Origin of the sequence: Ignatzschineria ureiclastica, from assembly GCF_003121845.1 — a bacterium.
Classification (GTDB): Bacteria; Pseudomonadota; Gammaproteobacteria; order Cardiobacteriales; family Wohlfahrtiimonadaceae; genus Ignatzschineria; species Ignatzschineria ureiclastica.
In genome coordinates this window covers 133,634-154,197 of sequence record NZ_QEWQ01000001.1, presented here as the reverse complement: position 1 = coordinate 154,197, position 20,564 = coordinate 133,634, and the positions used below count along the sequence as shown (strand labels likewise).

At 40.8% G+C, this 20,564-nt stretch carries 12 protein-coding genes; 2 read left to right on the top strand and 10 right to left on the bottom strand.

The genetic code is table 11. The features are described 5' to 3' along the window. Positions 1 to 215 precede the first annotated feature (215 nt). The 7 genes from DC083_RS00570 to tkt all read right to left on the bottom strand — a co-directional run bounded on the left by DC083_RS00570 (position 216) and on the right by tkt (position 14,994). On the bottom strand, positions 216 to 1,685 hold the full coding sequence (locus tag DC083_RS00570; RefSeq protein ID WP_109188356.1) for a DASS family sodium-coupled anion symporter: 1,470 nt from the start codon (positions 1,683 to 1,685) through the stop codon (positions 216 to 218). 666 nt (positions 1,686 to 2,351) lie between these two features. After that, a complete protein-coding gene (locus DC083_RS00565) occupies positions 2,352 to 3,662 on the bottom strand; it encodes a D-alanyl-D-alanine carboxypeptidase (protein WP_109188355.1) in 1,311 nt (436 codons plus the stop codon). Positions 3,663 to 3,922: 260 nt separating this feature from the next. Next, the gene (locus tag DC083_RS00560) at positions 3,923 to 5,308 is read right to left on the bottom strand and encodes a leucyl aminopeptidase family protein (RefSeq protein ID WP_109188354.1); all 1,386 of its coding nucleotides are present in this window, start codon (positions 5,306 to 5,308) and stop codon (positions 3,923 to 3,925) included. 135 nt (positions 5,309 to 5,443) lie between these two features. Further along, positions 5,444 to 8,719, bottom strand: coding sequence for a DNA translocase FtsK (locus DC083_RS00555; RefSeq protein ID WP_109188353.1), 3,276 nt, complete (start codon positions 8,717 to 8,719; stop codon positions 5,444 to 5,446). A 340-nt stretch (positions 8,720 to 9,059) separates the two neighbouring features. After that, positions 9,060 to 11,900 carry a protein translocase subunit SecD gene (secD, locus tag DC083_RS00550; protein ID WP_109188352.1) on the bottom strand — a complete coding sequence of 947 codons (2,841 nt, stop codon included), beginning with the start codon at positions 11,898 to 11,900 and terminating at the stop codon, positions 9,060 to 9,062. A gap of 123 nt (positions 11,901 to 12,023) precedes the next feature. Further along, a complete protein-coding gene (gene yajC / locus DC083_RS00545) occupies positions 12,024 to 12,404 on the bottom strand; it encodes a preprotein translocase subunit YajC (RefSeq protein ID WP_229822013.1) in 381 nt (126 codons plus the stop codon). Between the two features lie 622 nt (positions 12,405 to 13,026). Continuing rightward, a complete protein-coding gene (tkt, locus tag DC083_RS00540) occupies positions 13,027 to 14,994 on the bottom strand; it encodes a transketolase (protein ID WP_109188351.1) in 1,968 nt (655 codons plus the stop codon). A gap of 317 nt (positions 14,995 to 15,311) precedes the next feature. Between tkt and DC083_RS00535 the strand changes: the two genes are divergently transcribed. Both DC083_RS00535 and DC083_RS00530 read left to right on the top strand, forming a co-directional pair. Further along, entirely contained in the window at positions 15,312 to 16,922 is a 1,611-nt protein-coding gene (locus tag DC083_RS00535) for a CTP synthase (RefSeq protein ID WP_109188350.1), read from the top strand. A gap of 115 nt (positions 16,923 to 17,037) precedes the next feature. Further along, positions 17,038 to 17,508, top strand: a complete 471-nt coding sequence (locus tag DC083_RS00530) for a tRNA (cytidine(34)-2'-O)-methyltransferase (protein ID WP_109188349.1) — start codon at positions 17,038 to 17,040, stop codon at positions 17,506 to 17,508. A gap of 280 nt (positions 17,509 to 17,788) precedes the next feature. Here the strand turns inward: DC083_RS00530 and DC083_RS00525 are convergent, their stop codons facing one another. From DC083_RS00525 to pta, 3 genes are all read right to left on the bottom strand, one after another. After that, the gene (locus DC083_RS00525; RefSeq protein ID WP_109188348.1) at positions 17,789 to 18,127 is read right to left on the bottom strand and encodes an RnfH family protein; all 339 of its coding nucleotides are present in this window, start codon (positions 18,125 to 18,127) and stop codon (positions 17,789 to 17,791) included. Then, positions 18,108 to 18,551, bottom strand: coding sequence for a type II toxin-antitoxin system RatA family toxin (locus tag DC083_RS00520; RefSeq protein ID WP_109188347.1), 444 nt, complete (start codon positions 18,549 to 18,551; stop codon positions 18,108 to 18,110). Before DC083_RS00520 ends, DC083_RS00525 begins: the two co-directional genes overlap by 20 nt. A gap of 187 nt (positions 18,552 to 18,738) precedes the next feature. Beyond that, positions 18,739 to 20,412: a phosphate acetyltransferase gene (pta, locus tag DC083_RS00515; RefSeq protein ID WP_109188346.1), complete on the bottom strand. Its 1,674-nt coding sequence runs from the start codon at positions 20,410 to 20,412 to the stop codon at positions 18,739 to 18,741. Positions 20,413 to 20,564: the final 152 nt, after the last annotated feature.

Here is a 20,564-nt window from a genome sequence, read left to right as displayed (position 1 = left end):
TCTACTATAATGTTTTGAATCTATGAATAATCATTCGTGTAATCGATATCGTTTGAGTGATTGATTCAGTTCTGACATAAGAAAACCGGCAATCTCAAAAGGTTATTCTTTAAAGATCGCCGGTTTTTGTATCTCTGCCATATATCAGTATATATGGCATCATATTGAATATGTTATCTAGTTATTTTTGAGTAGAAAGGATGTTTCTCTTCTGTCTACCAATAACCAAGCATTTTCCACCACATACCACCGACGTAGAACCAGATGGCAAGGTTGACGACACTCATGACAAATCCAACTCTCCACCATTCGCCTAAAGTTGCGTAATTTGAACCGAAGATAATGGGAGCAGTACCGGTTGCATAGTGAGTTAATGACATCATCAGTGATGAGGAGAATGCTAAGGTGAGGGCTAATAGCATCGGTGGAGCTCCGAGTGCGACACCTGCTGCTAAGAAAGCGGCAAACATCGCGGTAATATGTGCTGTGGTACTTGCGAAGAAGTAATGTGTATAAACATATACAAGCACAAGGATGAGCATTGAAATAATCCAGCCAAAACCAAGGACGTCAATACTGCTACTCACCGCACCCGCAAGCCATTTGATAAGACCAAGTTTACCAAGGAAGGTAGCCATCATAATGAGCGCGGAGAACCAAACAACGGTATCCCAAGCACTTTTATGTTTAAGCGCCTCATCCCAAGTCAGAACACCGGTGAGAAGTAGAATTGCAAGCCCGATGAAAGCTGCAGTCGTTGCATTAATCGGGAAACCAAAGAGAAGATCAGGTACTTCAGCCCACATTAAGAGCAAGAGAATAAATACTCCTGTGGTAATTTTTTCTGCTAATGAGAATTTACCTAATTTTTTGAGCTCTGCACGGGCAAGTTCAGGCGCATTAGGTGTTTTCTTAATTTCAGGCGGGCAGATGAAATAGATCACTAACGGCATAATAATAAGCGAGAGAATTCCAGGAACAGCTGCAGCAATAGCCCACGCACTCCAGCTTAAACGAAATTCTGAACCCAAACCTTCTGCGATTAAATTAACGATCATAGGGTTAGGAGCCGTTGCCGTAATGAACATCGCTGAGGTGATCGGGTTCGTATTGTAGTTGACTAGTGCTAGGAATCTCCCCATTTTTTTGGAGGATGCATGATCATCAGGCATAGAGTTAAAGCTTGTGGCAATAGAGCGCATAATCGGATGAATGATTCCACCACCACGAGCTGTATTACTGGGGGTGACTGGCGCTAAAATAAGCTCAGAGAAGGTGAGGGAATATGCAATTCCGAGAGTTCTCTTACCAAAGAGCGAGATGAGCCAATAACCAATACGAGCTCCTAATCCTGTTTTGGTAATACTGATAGAGATAATCATGGAAATCCCGATTAACCAAATAAGGTTATTTGAAAAACCACTTAGAGCATCATCAAGAGCGGCTTTCGCATTGCCGGGATTGGTCACTTGAGTGACTGCGACGGTTGCAATCGCAATAATTGAAATAGCACCGATAGGAAGGGCTTTACCAATGATGGCCGCAATTGTTCCGATAAAGAGCGCAAGTAGATGCCAAGCATTCTCTTGAACACCTTCCGGTGGCGGGATAATAAACCAAATAACAAGGGTAATTCCGAGCGCGATCAGGCCGGGAATAGGTTTGACGGGTTTCAACGATTCCATGAGATCTCCTTTATAGGTCATCATCTAAAATCTAATAGTTTTATATACTTTAGTTCACTACTGATGAAGGATAAAAAGTATATAGGCAGGATAGAAAAACACTAATAAAAAACTAATAAAACACTATTAAAAATGTGAATACAAATACCAATAAAATAATAAAAATCCAAACAAAACAGAAATATGAGTTTATTATTTAAGTTATGTAAATATAAAGTGTAGTAAAAAACTTAATATTATACCCGTTATTTATAAATATTGAAGAAGTTCAAATATAATGCCTCTTTGATACAGTGAGGATTGTTTCCTTTCTCTTTAAAGATAGCATATAGTTTTGTTAAATAATATTGGGTTAAATGAGAGTGAGAAACTTTTCCAAGGAATATTGATCTAATACAGTCTTTTCTATAAAAATTTTAAAAAATAGATCCTGATTCGAGTCTCTTTATACTTTCGAGTTTGTATAAAATAGAACGTGATAAGATAGGTATAATTTGAGAGAGAACACTTATAAAAATACCCCAAAGTAATAATTTTGGGGTAGTCTTGACTTAATCAAACACGTTATTTTCAAAAAGGTTATTTTTCAAAAATTTATTTTTTAAAAAGGTTACTTGCATCTAGTTTATAGTGTGTATCGCAGATCCTTGATGACCACAAAATAACCTATAAAATAATGACAAAACACTCTACGCTTTTTTTCCGTAGGTTACTACAAGTCTTTTCGGCTTCTTTCTCATCTAGTCCTGACAAAAGGGCGCGATAATATTCGCCAGTATTGAAGATCTGAACGGTACCACTGCGAACTTTTTCGTATGCTTTACGAGCGCTATCCCTTGCGGCATTATAATCTTTAAAAGCACCGACCTGAACGGCATGACTCGCATTAGAGGCACTGATGATCGGTCCTCTAATGGGTTCATTGCCAACTGAGTAATCACCGGCACTATATTCCGATGAGGACTGTAATACAAGTTCAGGTGTTACGACTAAGTCAAGATCAGGTGCAGTTTTAAGCTTAACAGGTGCTGTTGCGACAGCCGTATTGGGTTGCGATAATTTACGTTTAGAATCGGTCAATAATGTTTTATCAGAAGGTTGTGCTTTGGTCGGTGTAAATAGAACCGTCATATCTCGGGTAATGGCTGGTGAAATCTCCCGGACGGAGCGCCCCTTATAACCACTATTAAAGCTCTCTTCTAACATAGAGATCATTAGATCATCTCGTAATTGCGTTGTTCTACCTCCTAAAACGACCGCAAAAACGCGATTATTATTGCGCTTAGCACTAGTTAAAAGATTGAAACCTGATTTACGGATATAGCCTGTTTTAATACCGTCTGCACCGGGAAAATCTTTGTTGACGCGATTATGAGATTTAAATACAACATCGTTGTAGACGAAAGTTTCAGTCTTAAAAAGTGGGTAATATTTAGGAAATTGATTATGAATGGCCATTCCAAGTTTAACCATATCTCGCGCCGTTGTATATTGCTGTTCATCAAATAGACCATGCGGGTTGACAAAATGGCTACTATGCATACCTAAACGTTTTGCTGTAGCATTCATCCGTTTTGCAAAACCTTCTTGTGATCCGCCAATCTTTTCGGCAACAGCAAGTGCCACATCATTGGCAGATTTGACAATTAAAGCTTTAATCGCAAGATCGAGGGAAATTGATTCGCCTGCCGGTACCCCAATTTTTGAAGGGGGCTGTGCGGCTGCTTTGGCAGAGAAAGGAATTCTGGTATCTAGAGAGATTTTTCCTTTTGAGAGATCCTCAAAGATAATATAAAGTGTCATCACCTTCGTCAATGATGCAGGGTAACGCCTAGCATCTACATCATGCTCATAAATTGATTTGCCGCTCTTATGATCGACAATATACGCAGAGAAACCTGTTTCAGCTAAGACCATTGTCAATAAGCTAAAAAGGATGATCGGTAATAAAAATAGCGTTCGGAGAGTCTGTTTCATCGTCTTCAATAGGATTACAAGTCAAAGGGGAAACTTAAAATAGTATCAGGTCATTTTAATCTCTAATGATTATGATAAGTCATCGTAATATTCATAGATTTTAACGCATATAGTATGAAAGATACGCAAAATTATTGTAAATGAAAATCATCAGAAGTGCTATTACAAGCCACCATTATTCCTGAATTTCATGCACTCGCTCGGGGAATTTTAGTCAATCATGTTACTCTTATGGGTAACAATTGGGGACTCTTTAGCCATTATGTCAATTTAAAATAAGATTTCAATGCGAAGAAGGCTGCCCGTAATCCCATTGCTTCTCCCCCTTTAGGTCGTCCAGGCCGATGACGAATATTCCAAGCCATAACATCGATATGAGCGTAAGGCACTTGTGGTTGAGTAAAACGTTCAAGAAAGAGTGCTGCGGTAATCGCACCTGCATAAGGCACAGAACCTGAGTTGCTAATATCTGCCTGTTCACTCTCAATCCAATCTTGATAAGGTTGATGAAAGGGTAGGCGCCAGACAGTATCACATGCCTTATTTCCCGACTGGATCATTAGATTCGCAAACTCTTCATGATTACTAAATAGTGCTGGAATCTCAGGCCCTAATGCTACTCGGGCCGCACCCGTCAAAGTTGCAAAGTCAAGCAGTAAATCCGTTGATTGCTCAAGCGCATAGGTGAGGGTATCTGCTAAAATTAATCGACCTTCGGCATCGGTATTATCAATTTCAACACTGATCCCACTACGACTTTTAACAATATCACCTGGACGCATAGATCGTTCAGAGACGCTATTTTCCACAATGGGTAATAAGATCCGTAGCGCAATAGGCCACTCCTCTTGCAAAATCCACTTACCAAGTGCAAGCATGTGTGCCGCACCGCCCATATCTTTTTGCATATAGCGCATCGCATTGGAAGGTTTAATATCAAGCCCTCCAGAATCGAAGGTGACACCTTTACCTACCAAGGTTAATTGAGGGGCAGTTGCATCGCCGGCGGTAATTTCGATCAATCGCGGTTGATAACGGCTAGCCGCGCCTACGGTGTAGATCAATGGGAAGTTCTGTTTTAAGAGATCAGTACCGGCAATTTCTTTGACTTCAACGGGTAAACCCGCTAATTCAGCCCGAATTTGTGTGGAAAAATTATCAGGGGTTAAGGCATTAGCCGGCTCGTTAATAAGATCGCGGGTTAAATAGTGTGCACTGAGCGCATTTTTAACAGATGTTTGAACAATATAGGGTAGATAGAAGCTAACTTTTCGTTCTTTTTTAGTCTTATATTGATCGAATTGATAAGCCCCTAAGCCAAAGGCAAGCAAGTGTTCAAACAGTGCATTATCAGAGAGACCTGCAGATAATTGATAGTGCCCTTCAGGCAATTTTTGATAGGCTTCACCTAGAGTGAAAAAGGGTTCTAGCATATTACGACCAACTAAGACTCGAGTTAGGACCCCTTTTTCATCAAAAATAGGAATAAATTCATTAGCCTTAAGTGATGAATCTGGATGTAAGTGGCGAAGCTGTTGCTGTTGGGCTAGAGAGAGATCGGTATCCTCTAGAGATTCAATGATCTCAACAGGAATAGCATGTTCTGGGGAATCTGTATAAAGATGGTCTAATTCAGTTTGTAACATGAGATCTCTCCTCAAGATAGATACTATTTTATTATTGCAGCGCATATTGATGAATAATTACTCTGCTCTTCAATATGCGCTTTTTATGTTGATTTGCCACTGTCGAATAGATCTGAAATCAATGTGAATATTGAGTTAATCATATTTCACTAAAATTTCTCGATTACCATTATTGGCAGGCGCCGACACAATGCCTTGTTCTTCCATCGTTTCAATTAAGCGAGCGGCGCGTTGATAACCGATACGTAGCTTACGTTGAACATAAGAGATGGTGGGTCTTTGATCTTCGAGTACAATCTTCACTGCTTCATCATATAAGACATCTTCAATATCATCAGGTGATGGCGTGAAGCCTGCAGCATTCTCTGATAACCCAGGAATCTCTTCCGTCGGTTCTTTAAGAATATCATCGACATAGTTAGGTGCGCCGGTTAAGCGGAGGAAGTCTGTGACGCGATTGACTTCATCATCTGTAACAAAAGCACCATGTACACGAATAGGGAATTGTGCACGTGTTGGGAAGAAGAGCATATCTCCTTGCCCAAGGAGGTTTTCAGCCCCTTGTTGATCAAGAATGGTTCTAGAATCGATTTTACTGGAGACTTGGAACGCAATTCGGCTAGGAATATTCGCTTTAATGAGTCCTGTAATGACATCCACAGAAGGGCGCTGTGTCGCTACTACTAAGTGAATGCCCGCAGCACGCGCTTTTTGCGTTAAGCGAGCAATCAGCTCTTCAACTGCTTTCCCCACGCTCATCATCATATCGGCAAGCTCATCGATCACAATGACAATATAGGGAAGTGGCTCAAGCTTCGGTGCTTTGGCATAATCAGAGACTTCATGGGCAGGATTCCAGAGTGGATCATCCAGCGGCTCGCCCGCCGCAATTGCCGCTTTGACTTCATTATTGAAGCCATTGATATTACGTACTCGTAATTTACTCATTAAAAGGTAACGGCGCTCCATCTCAACCACTGCCCAACGTAGCGCATTAGCCGATTCTTTCATATCCGTTACAACAGGGGCTAAAAGATGAGGGATGCCATCATAAACGGAGAGCTCCAACATTTTGGGGTCAATAAGAATAAGGCGCAGATCTTCCGGCAATGCTTTATAGAGCAGGCTGAGTAAAATGGTATTAATACCGACCGATTTCCCTGAACCCGTTGTTCCGGCAATCAGAAGATGCGGCATATCTTTTAGATTCGCAACTTCTTGTTTTCCGGAGACATCTTTACCTAATAAAATAGTCAGAGGATGATGACTATTTCGATATTCATCGGCATAAAGCCCCTCTTTGAAGTAGACTGTTTGTCGATTTTTATTCGGAATTTCAAGACCAATATAGGGCTTTCCGGGAATGATCTCTACAATACGAACACTCGCAACCGATAATGCTCTAGCGATATCTTTATTAAGATTATTAATCTGTGCAATTTTAACGCCGGGCGCAAGATCAAGTTCAAAGCGAGTAATGACAGGGCCAGGCTCTGTATTGACAACCTTCACCTCAATATTGAAGTGTTTAAATTGGCTTTCGATCAGCTCCGCTAGTTCTTGTAATTCCTCCGGATCGTAGCTTTCACCTGTTGCCGGCGGATTACCTAGTAACTCTAATCCGGGCAGTTTTCCTGCCATTGGATAGAGCACCTGTTTGGCTTCCATCATGCCCGTTTGAGGATTGTAGACCATTCCTGTTGTTGCACTGGCTGTTTGCGAAGATTCAATAGTTGTAGCTGTGTCTGTTGGTGCAGCTGCCGGTTGCGGTGCTGTTGTATCGATAGCGATATCATGTGATACGGTATTTTGATGCTGCCCATTTTGATGATAAGTGATATCTGGAGAGATGACATCTTCTGCAAAGTTACCGGTAATCTCGTTATCATCATAATCATCATTGTCGGCAAATGAGATATTCAGTGGCTCAGGTTGTGATAATTCAGGTGTCTCTTCCGGAGCTTTCAGTTCATTCGGATCTTGAATGGCAAATTGCAAACCTGAAGGTTCGATTACTAACGGCTCTTCTTCAGCTGGTGCAGTGGTGTAATGAGTAGCCTGAGTGGTAGCGGTCATTGCTGCTGCAGATTGAGGAGCTACCTGATTGGTAGTTATTGATCTGTCTTCAGAAACAGCATTATCATCATTTAAGTGTAACGTTGGTTCTATCGGAGAATCGACAGGTGCGGGTGTTTGTACCGGACGCTTTCTCGCTTTAAAGAGGTTTTTGAAGATAGAAGGGATGCCTTTTTTCTCAACAGGTTGCACTTCTGCTTCGGTATTATCTTCAGATTCAGTATGGGGTGTACGGATAAATTGATCCCAATCTTCCAGTTCACGATTAAAAGGATCTAAGGTTTTATGCTCTGTACCCTCACTTTTTGTTCCTTGTTGAGTGGTAGATTCATTAGGGCGCTGTAAATTGCGGAAAATAGGTGGGATTGTCGATTTATCATTACCATTATGATTATTGCTCATTTCCGAATCTTCTTGGGCTTCACGTTCAACAGGATTGTAGCGATAACTATTATTGTCTTGATGTTGAATAGGCGTATTCGTTTCGTAATCATCTTCTTGTAGTAATTTTTCATCAAGCTCAATATAGGCAGCTGTCGTCTCTTCCTCTTTTTGTGGGAAGAGCTTATTAAAGAAGGTGGGTGCTTTGCGCTCATCTTGATCTAGCATACGATCAATGGCTTCCTGCTTAAAAGGGCCATCTGTAGAATCATCTGTTGAGATATGCGCCTCAGGTAATGGCGCTACTGTGTCGTTGATTGTGTCACTGTTTTTTTTTGGAAAAATTTGCTGAATCAGCCAAAGTGCAACAAAACCACAATAATCAGCCCAACCAATCGGGCCTCTGCCGGTAATAAAATAGAAACCGACTAAGGTTAAAATAGCGAAGAATATTTTAGCGATATAGACCAATAAAGCATTGTCCATAGAGAAGGCAACGCTTAAGAAATTCGTCAATTCGGTGCCAATAAATCCGCCCATCATACCGCCATTACCACTGTGAAGGTCGAGTAGTGCAGACAGTGCAAAAATAGCAAGTAAAGAGCCAATAATTCGGATTGTGACTACATGTAAGGAAACCGTTAGAAGCTGTCTTTTGAGGAAGAGTTGATAACCAAAGCCCACTAATAAGAAGGGAATCAACCAAGCTGTTTTACCAATCGCCGAAAACATAATATCGGCAAAATAGGCACCTTGTTCTCCGGCATAATTGTGGATGACCTCAGAAGAGACGGTTGCGCTACTCCATGCAGGATCATGGGGATGATAGCTATAGAAGCTAATCAGCATCAATAGTGCAATTAAAATAGTTGCAACAAAGAGCGTCACATTTGCTGTTTTAGCAAAGAGCGCAAGAACTGAGGGTTTATTTTGTGAGGGAGCAGCCTGCCGCAAGATATGATCCTTTAATAATCTTTAGTAGTAAGTTATCGGTCGAGTCGGAAAATGTGATGCTCTATGATAGCTCAATAATCGTTAGAGCATGATCAAAATCTCAAGAAAAGATTGAATAAAAGTTTCAATCAAAATAGAAGATGATCAATACACATATATCAATACGATAGTATTAAAAATAAAAACAAATATAAATATGAATATAAAATGAATGCTCCCTATTCTAGCAAAATCACTAGATGAAGAAAAACCTTTACTGCATTCCTGCGGTAAAGGTTTTTGAGATTATATTTCAAGATATTTCTGTATCTGTAATGAGGTGTTAAATTGTCACCATCAGTTACGGTGCGATGCTATCTTTATCACCTTCTTCAATCACAGTCCCTTCTTTTGTAATGGGCGCTGGGATTAAGTCATCACGTTTAAGACCAAAGACGTAAGCACCTGCTGCTGCGATAAAGATCGAAGAGTAAGTTGCTACGGCAATACCGATTAGCATGATGAGTGAGAAAGAATGAATCACCTGACCACCAAAGATATAGAGTGCCAATACCGCTAAGAATGTCGTGATCGATGTCATGATCGTTCTTGAAAGCGTTTGGTTGATCGAGGCATTAATAATCTCTTTCGGTGTACTGACGCGATCTGATTTAAAGTTCTCGCGAATACGGTCAAGAATAACAACGGTATCATTCACTGAGTAACCGATAACAGCTAAGATTGCCGCCAATGATGTAAGGTCAAATTCAAGTCCGAGTACCGAGAAGGCCGCAACTACAAATAGCCCGTCATGCACCGTCGAGAGAATCGTACCTAATGCCAGTTTCCATTCGAAACGGAACCAAATATAGACGAGAATCAAGAAGATTGCTAAGGCAGAAGCCATCACACCATCAGAGACTAATTCACTACCCACTTTTGCGCCGATATAGTCAATTTTTTGAATCGACATCGGATTATCAGGAAGAGTTAAAGCTGCGGTCAATGTCTCAGTAATGACTGTAGATTGCTCAATATCATTAGTCGTTGGAATATTGATTAAGACATTCCGAGCTGAACCAAAATGTTGTGCAACGACAGATTCAAAACCGGCTTCTTCTAATCGATCCCGTACGGTATCGATCTCAACAGGTGCACTATAGACCGCTTCAATTTCTGTACCACCGGTGAAGTCTAAGCCAAGTTTAAAACCTTTAACGACAGAAATACCCACAGCTAATACACAGATTACAACACAAGTAACAACCCAGAACTTCGCATATTTCATGAAGTCATAAGTGGTTTCGCCTGAGAAGATTTTAAAGCGTTCTTTGCTTCCCACCGAGAGTTTCTTAATTTGACGACGACCACCATAAATAAGGTTGATAATCGCACGGTTAAAGTAAACAGCAGTGAAAACAGAAGTGATAATCCCTACAGAGAGCGTAACCGCAAATCCCTTGATTGGACCTGAGCCGATGAAGAAGAGCGCAATTGCTGAGAAGAGGCTCGTGAGGTTAGCATCCATAATCGTACCGAATGCTTTACCGAAACCATTATTAATCGCTTGTTGTGGAGAGCTTCCTTTCTTCAGATCCTCTCGAATCCGTTCATTGATCAGAACGTTCGCATCGACACTCATTCCGAGCGACAGTACGATACCGGCAATTCCCGGAAGGGTTAATGTGGCTTGAAGTAACGAAAGGACAGCGAGCACTAAGATTAAGTTCGCCACAAGAGCAACATTGGCCACCATACCAAAACCATGGTAACGAATAATCATGAAGACCATCACCATTAAGAGGCCATAAACTGCGGCATCGACTCCACGTTGGATATTCTCTTTACCGGCGCTTGGCCCAATGGTTCTCTCTTCAATGATATGGATCGGCGCGGCTAGAGCCCCTGAACTTAAGGTGATCGCAAGATTATTAGCTTCTTGGAGTGAGTTGATGCCTGAAATTGAGAAGTTAGAGAAGAGCTGACTTTGAATGGTTGCAACATTGGCAATCTCTTCAGTGGTCACACTCTTACGAACTTCATTACCATCCTTATCAAAGGAAGTTTGTAGTTTATTTTCGATAAAGACCGTTGCCATTGGCTTTTTGATATTGGCTTTAGTCCCTTCGGCAAAACGATCAGCCCCTTTTGAGTCTAGGGTAATGTAAACTTCAGGTAATTTGGTTTCAGGGTTAATGCCGGCGGTTGCTTTTACAATAGAGTCGCCGGTTAGGATAATTTGTCTTTTGAGAAGGTAGGGAACACCATCTCTTGTCAGATAGAGTTTAGTACCTAAAGGTGCACGGCCTGTTTCTAAAGCTTTATAGGCTTCAGTTGCAGAGCGATCATCAACGATACGAAATTCAAGCGTTGCAGTGGTACCTAAAATCTCTTTTGCGCGCGTAGTATCTTGAATCCCCGGTAATTGCACAACAATACGATCAAGCCCTTGTTGTTGAATGACAGGCTCGGCAACACCAAGTTCATTGACACGTTTACGAAGTGTTGTGATGTTTTGTGTGACAGCACTTGCTTTTCGCTCATTAATCTCTTTATTGCTAATACGAGCAATCAGATCATTACCACTGGGATCAAAGCTTAATTCCATAAAGGCTTGATTAGTGGAGAGCAGTGTGCGAGCACGATTCGCATCATTGGTGCTACCAAAAGCGATTTTGATTGTTTGAGGATCAGTCACTTCAATCAGTGGCGTAATCCCTTTATCAACTAAGGTTGCTCGAATACTTTCGGCATAGCTATTGGTGAGCTGTGTAATGAGCCCATCCATATCGATCTCAAGTAAAAAGTGAACCCCACCACGAAGGTCAAGTCCAAGATACATCGGCTGTAAGCCAAGCTTAGAGAGCCAATCGGGCATATCGGGTGCAAGGTTGAGGGCAGTGAGATATTGATCTTGAAGCATGCCGTCGAGAAGATCTTTCGCTCTCAATTGCTCTTCAGTATCTCTAAAGCGAATTAAAATTTGATCTTGCGATTCTTCAATCGCTTTGACATCAAAATTTTTCTCTTTAAGGGCTGAATCAATGCGATCGACTAATGTTTGATTGATCTGGGTATCTCTTGTGGGAGAGATCTGAATAGAAGGATCTTCACCAAAAAAGTTGGGCAGTGCCAAAATAGTACAGAGGATAATGACCCCGAAAATCAGGATATTTTTCCAAAGTGGATATCGATTGAGCATAATATGGGTTACTTTTTATCTATATTAAATCAAATAAGTCGCAAGCCTAATTCTGCCGTAGATTTTATCTTATGGATAATAGGACAGAGTTAGGCTTGCGAACAGAAACCAAGAGTATAACGATTACTCAGCTTTTTCAGCAGTATTGTTAGAATCGATTTTCTCTTTATAAGTTCCTTTTGGAAGAAGCGAGCTGATTGCTTGACGTTGTGCTTTGATTACAACGTTTGGTGCAATTTCTGCGCTCACATAGTTTTCATCGATTGCACGAATGCGCGCCACGAAACCTGAGCTTAAAAGGATCTCATCGCCTACTTTAAGTGAGTTGATCAGGTCACGATGCTGTTTAGCACGTTTTTGTTGCGGACGAATCATCAGGAAGTACATCACAACAAACATACCACCAAATAGAATTAAGGTTGGAACGATGCTTTGTTGTTCAGGTGCCTGTGCAAAAACAGGTGAAAATGCCATGGCAGTAAACGCTAACATTAAACGCTTCATAAATGCTCCCATAAAAGTGAGTTAAAAATAGAATTATAGCCGATCATTCTAACATTATATTTTTTAGACGCCTAAAACTTCCGTTCATTCCTTGATATTACTCGGATAGAATAGGGGAGTTTAGTCAGTTTTTTAGCAAATCAATAGATCTTGTAAGTTTTATCAGTAAAGCTCATCATTCAATTCTGTCGATTGGTATATCTATTGGTTAGGATTTATCGGCACTAACGCCGGACATCATAGCGTAATTTTTATTGGAAATTGTCAATGTGTTGAATTTTTGCAATATCCTAAGATGCCCGTAGTTTTGAGAGTCTGAATATGAAACTTAATATAGTCAATTTGGTTTAAGAAAAATGGTTTTTAAACAGCTATTGTAGGGGTATAAAAGAAGATAAAACCGTACTAAACAGTACTTGAAAGATACCGGGTAGAATGGTTTTCTTGTCTCGATCAGCCGATGCGCCGGCATTTCAATAAGCTTATTTTGAATCAATCTTACTATACTTAAAGATAATAAATTAAAGGCCATAAGTTAAGGGCAATAAAAAATAGCTACCCGAAAGGATAGCTATCTTATATCTTTAGAATAATATATTTTAGACTAAATCTAAATAGTCACTTATTCCGCTAATAATGCTTGTGCAGTTTCAATGACATGATCTACTGTAAAACCAAAGTGTTTAAAGAGATCAGAGGCAGGCGCTGAAGCACCGAAATGATCAATGCCTAATACCGCATCGGCAAACTCATACCAACCCCGTGTAACACCTGCTTCAATCGCTAGAATTTTATGTGTGCCTAATACTTCATTTTTATACGCTTTTGATTGAGCTCTAAAGAGTTCAACACATGGCATAGACACAACGCGGGCATTGAGTTCTTTCGCTGCATCCATTGCAAGTGCAATTTCAGAACCGGTTGCTAATAGCGTAATGTCGGCATCTTGATTCTCAAGCAGTACATAACCCCCTTTCGCAATATTTTGTAACGTCTTACTATCACGTGCTTGATGTGGCAAGTTTTGACGTGAAAGGGCAAGGAGTGAAGGTGTTCCTTCTGATTGTAGGGCATTGCCCCAAGCTACTAATGTTTCAACAGCATCGCATGGACGCCATACATTTAAGTTCGGGATTAAGCGAAGTGATTCGACATGCTCAACGGGCTGATGTGTTGGGCCATCTTCACCAAGGCCAATTGAATCGTGGGTCATGATATAAATGACGCGTTGCTCCATTAATGCACTCATACGGATTGCATTACGTGCATAATCAGAGAAGACAAGGAAGGTCGCGCCGTAAGGAATGAAGCCACCGTAAAGCGCTAACCCATTCATAATCGCAGCCATACCAAATTCACGAACCCCAAAGCGAATATAGTTACCTTCGCCAGTTGTGATATTAAGATCTTTGCTACCTTTAAAGAAAGTATTATTTGAAGGTGTTAAATCTGCAGATCCGCCGACAATTTCAGCCAGATTCATTGCTAAAAGATCAAGGGCATTTTTACTCGCAACTCGTGTTGCAATATTATCGCCTTTTACTTGAAGATTTTGTAACGAGGTCTCTAAAGTACTCTCGAAATCTTCGGGTAATTCACCACTAATACGGCGTAATAATTCATCTGCTTTTTCAGGATATTTCGCAACATATTGATCAAAGAGTGCATTCCACGCCTCTTCCCGCGCATCACCTGCTTCTCTAGCATCCCAAGCATTGTAGATCTCTTCAGGGACTTCAAAGGGGCCATAATTCCAGCCAATGTTTGCTTTTGTAGCGGCAATTTCATCTGCACCTAATGGTGAACCATGAGTCGATTCAGAACCTTCTTTGTTAGGAGATCCTTTACCAATCAAGGTTTTACAGATAATGAGAGTGGGTTTGTCTGATTTTTTCGCTTCCTTGATCGCTTGATCAACGGCTTCGATGTTATTGCCATCGATTTGACCAATGACATTCCAGCCATAGCTTAAGAAACGTTCTTTCGTATTATCTGTAAACCAGCCTTTAGTATCCCCATCAATTGAGATGCTATTATCATCATAGAGTGCGATCAGTTTATTGAGTTTTAGCGTACCGGCAAGAGAACAAGCTTCATGCGAGATTCCTTCCATCATGCAACCATCGCCTAGAAAGGCATAAGTATAGTGATCAATAATTGTTAAATCATCGGTATTGTAAGTGCCGGCAAGCATCTTTTCTGCAAGCGCAAATCCAACGGCATTGGCAATCCCTTGACCTAATGGACCGGTTGTTGTCTCAATACCATCTGCAAAACCATATTCCGGGTGACCTGCTGTTTTAGCATCGAGCTGACGGAAGTTTTTAAGATCCTCAATCGAAAGCGCATAACCTGTTAGATGAAGAAGAGAGTAGAGCAACATGGAAGCATGGCCATTTGAGAGAACAAAGCGGTCTCGGTTGATCCAATGAGGATTGTTAGGGTTATGAGAGAGATTGAGCCCCCAAAGTGCTGTTGCCATTTCAGCCATTCCCATCGGTGCGCCTGGGTGACCAGAGTTTGCTTTTTGAACCGCGTCCATGCTTAAAGCACGAATTGCATTAGCACATTGTGTATTGATCTTTGACATAATATTTGTTTAAACCTTTCTAGCACTAAGAAATCGAGATATAGAAAATGCGTGAAATTTAATTATACGCAATCTCTGCATAAATTGCTTCCTTAGTATCATGATAGATTGAATATCTCTTGTAGGTAAAATTGATCAATCATAATCGACTTGATTGAATAATCAGTCGATTAATACTCTTCTTAACAAGAGAAATTGGGGACGAAAACTTTTTTGACTGAAAATTAACGTGTAATAGTTATCGAAATCTAGTGCAAAATATACTACAATACGATCCCTGATAGACTTTTTATTCACATAAATTTCAGGGTGGGTTCATGACACATTTTATATTTGTCACAGGTGGCGTAGTTTCATCTTTAGGCAAGGGTATTGCAGCAGCTTCTTTAGGTGCGATTTTAGAGGCGAGAGGCCTTAAGGTTACAATGATGAAGCTCGATCCTTACATCAACGTGGACCCCGGGACAATGAGTCCATTTCAACATGGTGAAGTCTTCGTGACCGATGATGGTGCTGAGACGGATCTAGATTTAGGTCATTATGAGCGCTTCGTGCGTATGACCGCAACTCGCCGGAACAGTGTCAGTGCAGGACGTGTATATAAAACCGTTATCGAGCGTGAACGTGCCGGTGAATATCATGGTAATACTGTTCAAGTTATCCCTCATATTACCAATGAAATCAAAGATCGAATCTATCGTGTCGCCGGTGAATCGGATATTGCCATTATCGAAATCGGTGGAACAGTAGGTGATATTGAATCATTACCATTCTTAGAGGCGATTCGCCAAATTCGTACAGAAGTGGGGCCTCGTAATTCACTCTTTTTACACTTAACATTGGTACCTTATCTGAAAGCATCGGGTGAAGTGAAAACCAAACCTACACAGCATTCTGTAAAAGAGCTTCGTTCAATCGGTATTCAACCTGACATCTTAATTTGTCGTACAGAAGCGCCGATTCCTCAAGATGAGTGTCGTAAAATTGCACTCTTTACCTCTGTTGCTGAAGAAGCAGTGATCTCTTGTGTGGATGCAGATTCAATTTATAAAATTCCAAGAATGCTTCATGATCAATCATTAGATCGTATTGTATTAGAACAATTTAATATGACCGCACCTGAAGCAGATCTTTCTGAATGGGATCAAGTGCTTGAGAATATTGCAGCAGCAGACTCTATTGCCAATATCTTGATTGTTGGAAAGTATACCGAATTAAACGATACTTATAAGTCGATTAATGAAGCGCTTTTCCATGCAGGTATTCAGACTAAGACCGCTGTAAAACTACATTATGTCGAAGCTTCATCTTTAGAGACAATGGATAGTGCGGAGCTTGATCAAGTATTTGCAAATGTGGATGCCGTACTGATTCCGGGTGGTTTTGGTGAGCGAGGTATTGAGGGTAAAATTCGTGCAATTCAATATGTGCGTGAGCATGGCATTCCTTATTTAGGTCTCTGCTTAGGTATGCAGTTAGCGGTTGTGGAATATGCGCGTAATGTTTTAGGACTTGAAGGCGCGAATACAAGTGAGGTTGATCCAACAGTTGCATACCCTGTTATTCAGATGCTTGATCCGCAAAGAGATAGCGAAACAGATGAGTTTAAAGGTTATATGACCATTGGTGCGCAACCTGCAACCTTACAAGAAGGTACAAAAGCATTTGCCGCTTATGGCCAAGCGGATGTAAGTGAGCGTCACCGTCATCGTTATGGTGTGAATCTTGAGTATATCGATCAGTTACAAGATGGCAATTTTGTTGTTTCAGGTCGTACAAAAGATCGCGGTTTAATTGATTTTATTGAACTTAAAGAGCATCCTTGGTTTGTGGGAACACAATCACATCCAGAGTTCAAATCAACCCCTCGCGATGGTCACCCACTCTTTATTGCTTTTGTGGAAGCAGCAAAAGCACAACAAAAGTAAGCGGAATTGAATAACTTAGTTTGATTCTTTTTCAAATTATTTTAAATTATTTCAGTACATCTCGAAAAGGTCTTACGGAAATCGTAAGATCTTTTTTATTAAGGATATTATCAGTATGAATAAAAAACTATCAGTCATTCTCTATGAGCCAGAAATCCCCCCGAATACTGGGAATATTATCCGATTATGTGCTAATAGTGGGGCGCAATTACATCTTATCGAACCCTTAGGATTTAGCTTAGAGGAGAAAGCCCTTCGAAGAGCAGGGCTTGATTATGCGGAATGGGCGGATATGCAAGTGTGGCCTAATTTAGAGAGCTGTCTTGCGGCGATTAAACCTAATGCCATCTATGCAATGACGACTAAAGGTAGTCGTAACTTTTTTGAAGCGAAATTTGAAGAGAATGATGCGCTTATTTTTGGTCCTGAAACGCGTGGATTGCCGGAAGATTTTATCTTTAATTTAGATCCACAATATCGCTTACGTTTACCAATGGCAGAGAATGCCGGTCGTAGCCTTAATCTCTCTAATAGCGTGGCTATTGCGGTATATGAAGCGTGGAGGCAGTTCGAGTTTTCTGAGTAATTATATGAAGAACTGCAAATCTGTATGGGTATAGTCAATTTGGTTTCAGAAGAATGGTTTTTAAGTAGCTAGTGTGGATCTTAAAGAGAACACTAAACCGTCCCAAATAACGCTTGCAAGATACGGGATAGAACAGTTCCCTTGATTTTTACAATTGATGCGCCGATATTGAAATAATGCTTATTTTGAACTGATCTTACTATAAGATGCGGATTAGAGGTGGAAAGTGGAGAGAGTGAAAATGCGAAGATGGTATTTGATAAATACCATCTACTGATTTCTACGGTTCTGCTTTAGGGCGGGTACCTTTTCTTTGAAAACGGGCATCCCGAGAAGCACGAATTTGTCGAGCTTGTTTGGGGTCGATAATGAGTGGTCTGTAAACTTCGATACGGTCCCCATCTTTTAATAGGTAATCATCCTCTACTTTAAGATTAAAAATACCCCATTGTGGATTTTCGATCTCTTTCAATGCGCGATGGTAGAGTGAAAAGAAAGGTAATGCTTCTTTAAGTGTGATGCCTTGCTGAAACTTCTGTTGTTCACGAGGTTGCGCGTTAGGTAAAGCAAGCACAAACTCAATAGTAATAAAGAGTGAATTAGGCGAGTTCTCGGCCATAACGTACCTTTGCTTGAGCACTAAAAGCAGACACCATACTGCCGGCAATATTCTCAAAAATGGGTGTCAAAATCAGACGGGCAGGTCCAAAAGAGAAGTCAAAATCGATCATGAGATGAATTTCAGAACCGCCTTCAGGAAGATCTTGAAATCTCCATTCACCACGAAGATGTTTAAAAGGACCATCCACTAAGTTCAGTGTGATTTTTTCATTCTCAACGAGAGTATTGCGTGTCGTAAACCATTTATTGAGAGGGCCTTTCGCAGTCAGAATGGAGGCTTCCATCATTGTTGGTGTAGAACTAATAATGCGTGCACCTCGGCACCATGGTAAAAAGGTGGGGTAAGCATTCACATCATTCACCAGTTCATACATCTGTTTGGCGGAGAAAGGTTCTTTTTGTGATCGACGAATAATGGGCACAGCAATCCTCGATTAGTTAAATAAATCAGTAGAGTGATAAAAAAGCTACTCAAATTTTGAGTAGCTTCTTAGTATAACAAAAAAAGTGAGCTCAATGAGTGCTATTCATAATGAAATCTTTGATTGGGCTCTATTTTGTCTAGGAATTATCCATTAGAAATAGATATTTTGTCGATTCATAGGGAGTTTATTGTTGATTTCCTTGCAGTGCTGTAATAGCGATTGTATAAACGATATCATCGACTAAAGCACCACGAGAAAGATCATTCACAGGTTTAGCTAAGCCCTGAAGCATTGGACCAATACAGACAACATTAGCACTTCTCTGTACCGCTTTATAGGTAATATTACCGGTATTTAAATCAGGGAAGATAAAGACTGTTGCACGTCCTGCGACTTTACTATTTGGGGCTTTCTGTTTACCCACGCTTAAGACGCTTGCAGCATCAAATTGAAGTGGTCCATCGATCATTAGATCAGGGGCTTTCTCTTGTGCAATCTTAGTCGCTTCTGCCACTTTTTCTACCTGTGGGCCTGCACCTGATGTACCTGTTGAGTAAGAGAGCATTGCAACACGAGGTTCAATATCAAAAATAGCGGCTGAACGAGCAGATTGTACGGCAATATCAGCTAATTGTTCTGCAGTTGGTTCAGGGTTAACGGCACAATCTCCATACACATGAACTTGATCTTTCATCAACATGAAGAAGATACTCGATACCATTTTAGAATCAGGCGCCGTACCAATTAATTGGAAGGCCGGACGAATAGTATCAGCTGTTGTATGTACAGCACCCGAAACAAGTCCATCAACATGACCTTCGGCAAGCATCATGGTACCAACTACAACGCTATCTTTTAGTGCTTCTCGTGCAGTGTCTTCAGTTGCGCCTTTATGTTTTCTGCGCTCGACAAAGCCGGCAACATATTGTTCAGCAATGGTTGCAGGATCGATAATTTCAATACCTTGCGTTGGAATAACGATATTATTCGCTTTAGCAACTTCCGCAACCGTATCAGGATTTGCAAGCAGTACACAGCGTGCAATACCACGTTCAGCACAGATTGCTGCTGCACGTAGAGTCCGAGGCTCATCCCCTTCAGGAAGTACGATTCGGCGATTCGCTTGCTGCGCACTCTGAATGAGTTTGTAACGGAATGCGGAAGGCGGCATTCTATTTGGTGATGGCTGTTTAAGTGCTTCAATGAGTTTGGTTACATTAAGCGATTGAGCGATATGGGCAACGGCAGCTTGATCATCTTTAGCAGATTCCGCTTCAGTAATAATGCCCATCAGATCAAGGCTACGGCAGAAATCTGTTTGGCAAAGATGGGTGATTTGGGTCATCGCATCGGGATTAGTGACATGATTAATGATGTAGCCTGCAAACCATACATGTGCTTGACTGTAGATATAAGCATTTAAATCAAATTGTGCAGCGACCTCTTCTGCGCTATCTTCTTGTGCATTGCCGGCAAAGACAACACCTGCACAGAGGGTTCTTGCAATATCGGCATTGAGATCATGGGTATATGGACGATCACTTTGATAGGTCAAACCTTCTACTACAACGATATCGTGAATTTTGCTCACTTCTGCGACTTTTGCAACAACATTTTCAAGTAGCTCATCATATTGATTATGACGAATCGCATCGTTGACATCGGCTTCTAAAATAGGGGAAGGCGTTTCATCTTGAAAGAGGGCGCGATAGAGTTCAGATGAACGATTGTGGTCAGCACCGATAGGTTTGATAAATCCCACATTCATGCCTGAATCTTTGAGGGCTTTAACAAGAGCGAGGGAAGTGGATGCTAAACTCTGAATTTTGCCAACAGGGGCGATAAATAATGTTTTCATAATAATGCACGACTCCTTGTAAGGGTTGTGTTGCTATATTGAATATCTAGCTTTAAACCATAAATTAGATAGAAATAAGCCTTATGTAAGTCATATATTCTATCTAACCTATTAGTATCTATTATATCGTTTTCATTGTATTGTTTTACGAC

Bases quoted from the DNA above. Each gene is read 5' to 3' on its own strand.
- DC083_RS00535 (WP_109188350.1), top strand. From the start codon at position 15,312: ATGACACATTTTATATTTGTCACAGGTGGCGTAGTTTCATCTTTAGGC.
- secD (WP_109188352.1), bottom strand. From the start codon at position 11,900: ATGCTCAATCGATATCCACTTTGGAAAAATATCCTGATTTTCGGGGTC.
- DC083_RS00560 (WP_109188354.1), bottom strand. From the start codon at position 5,308: ATGTTACAAACTGAATTAGACCATCTTTATACAGATTCCCCAGAACAT.
- DC083_RS00525 (WP_109188348.1), bottom strand. From the start codon at position 18,127: ATGGCCGAGAACTCGCCTAATTCACTCTTTATTACTATTGAGTTTGTG.
- DC083_RS00530 (WP_109188349.1), top strand. From the start codon at position 17,038: ATGAATAAAAAACTATCAGTCATTCTCTATGAGCCAGAAATCCCCCCG.
- tkt (WP_109188351.1), bottom strand. From the start codon at position 14,994: ATGTCAAAGATCAATACACAATGTGCTAATGCAATTCGTGCTTTAAGC.
- DC083_RS00565 (WP_109188355.1), bottom strand. From the start codon at position 3,662: ATGAAACAGACTCTCCGAACGCTATTTTTATTACCGATCATCCTTTTT.
- yajC (WP_229822013.1), bottom strand. From the start codon at position 12,404: ATGAAGCGTTTAATGTTAGCGTTTACTGCCATGGCATTTTCACCTGTT.
- pta (WP_109188346.1), bottom strand. From the start codon at position 20,412: ATGAAAACATTATTTATCGCCCCTGTTGGCAAAATTCAGAGTTTAGCA.
- DC083_RS00570 (WP_109188356.1), bottom strand. From the start codon at position 1,685: ATGGAATCGTTGAAACCCGTCAAACCTATTCCCGGCCTGATCGCGCTC.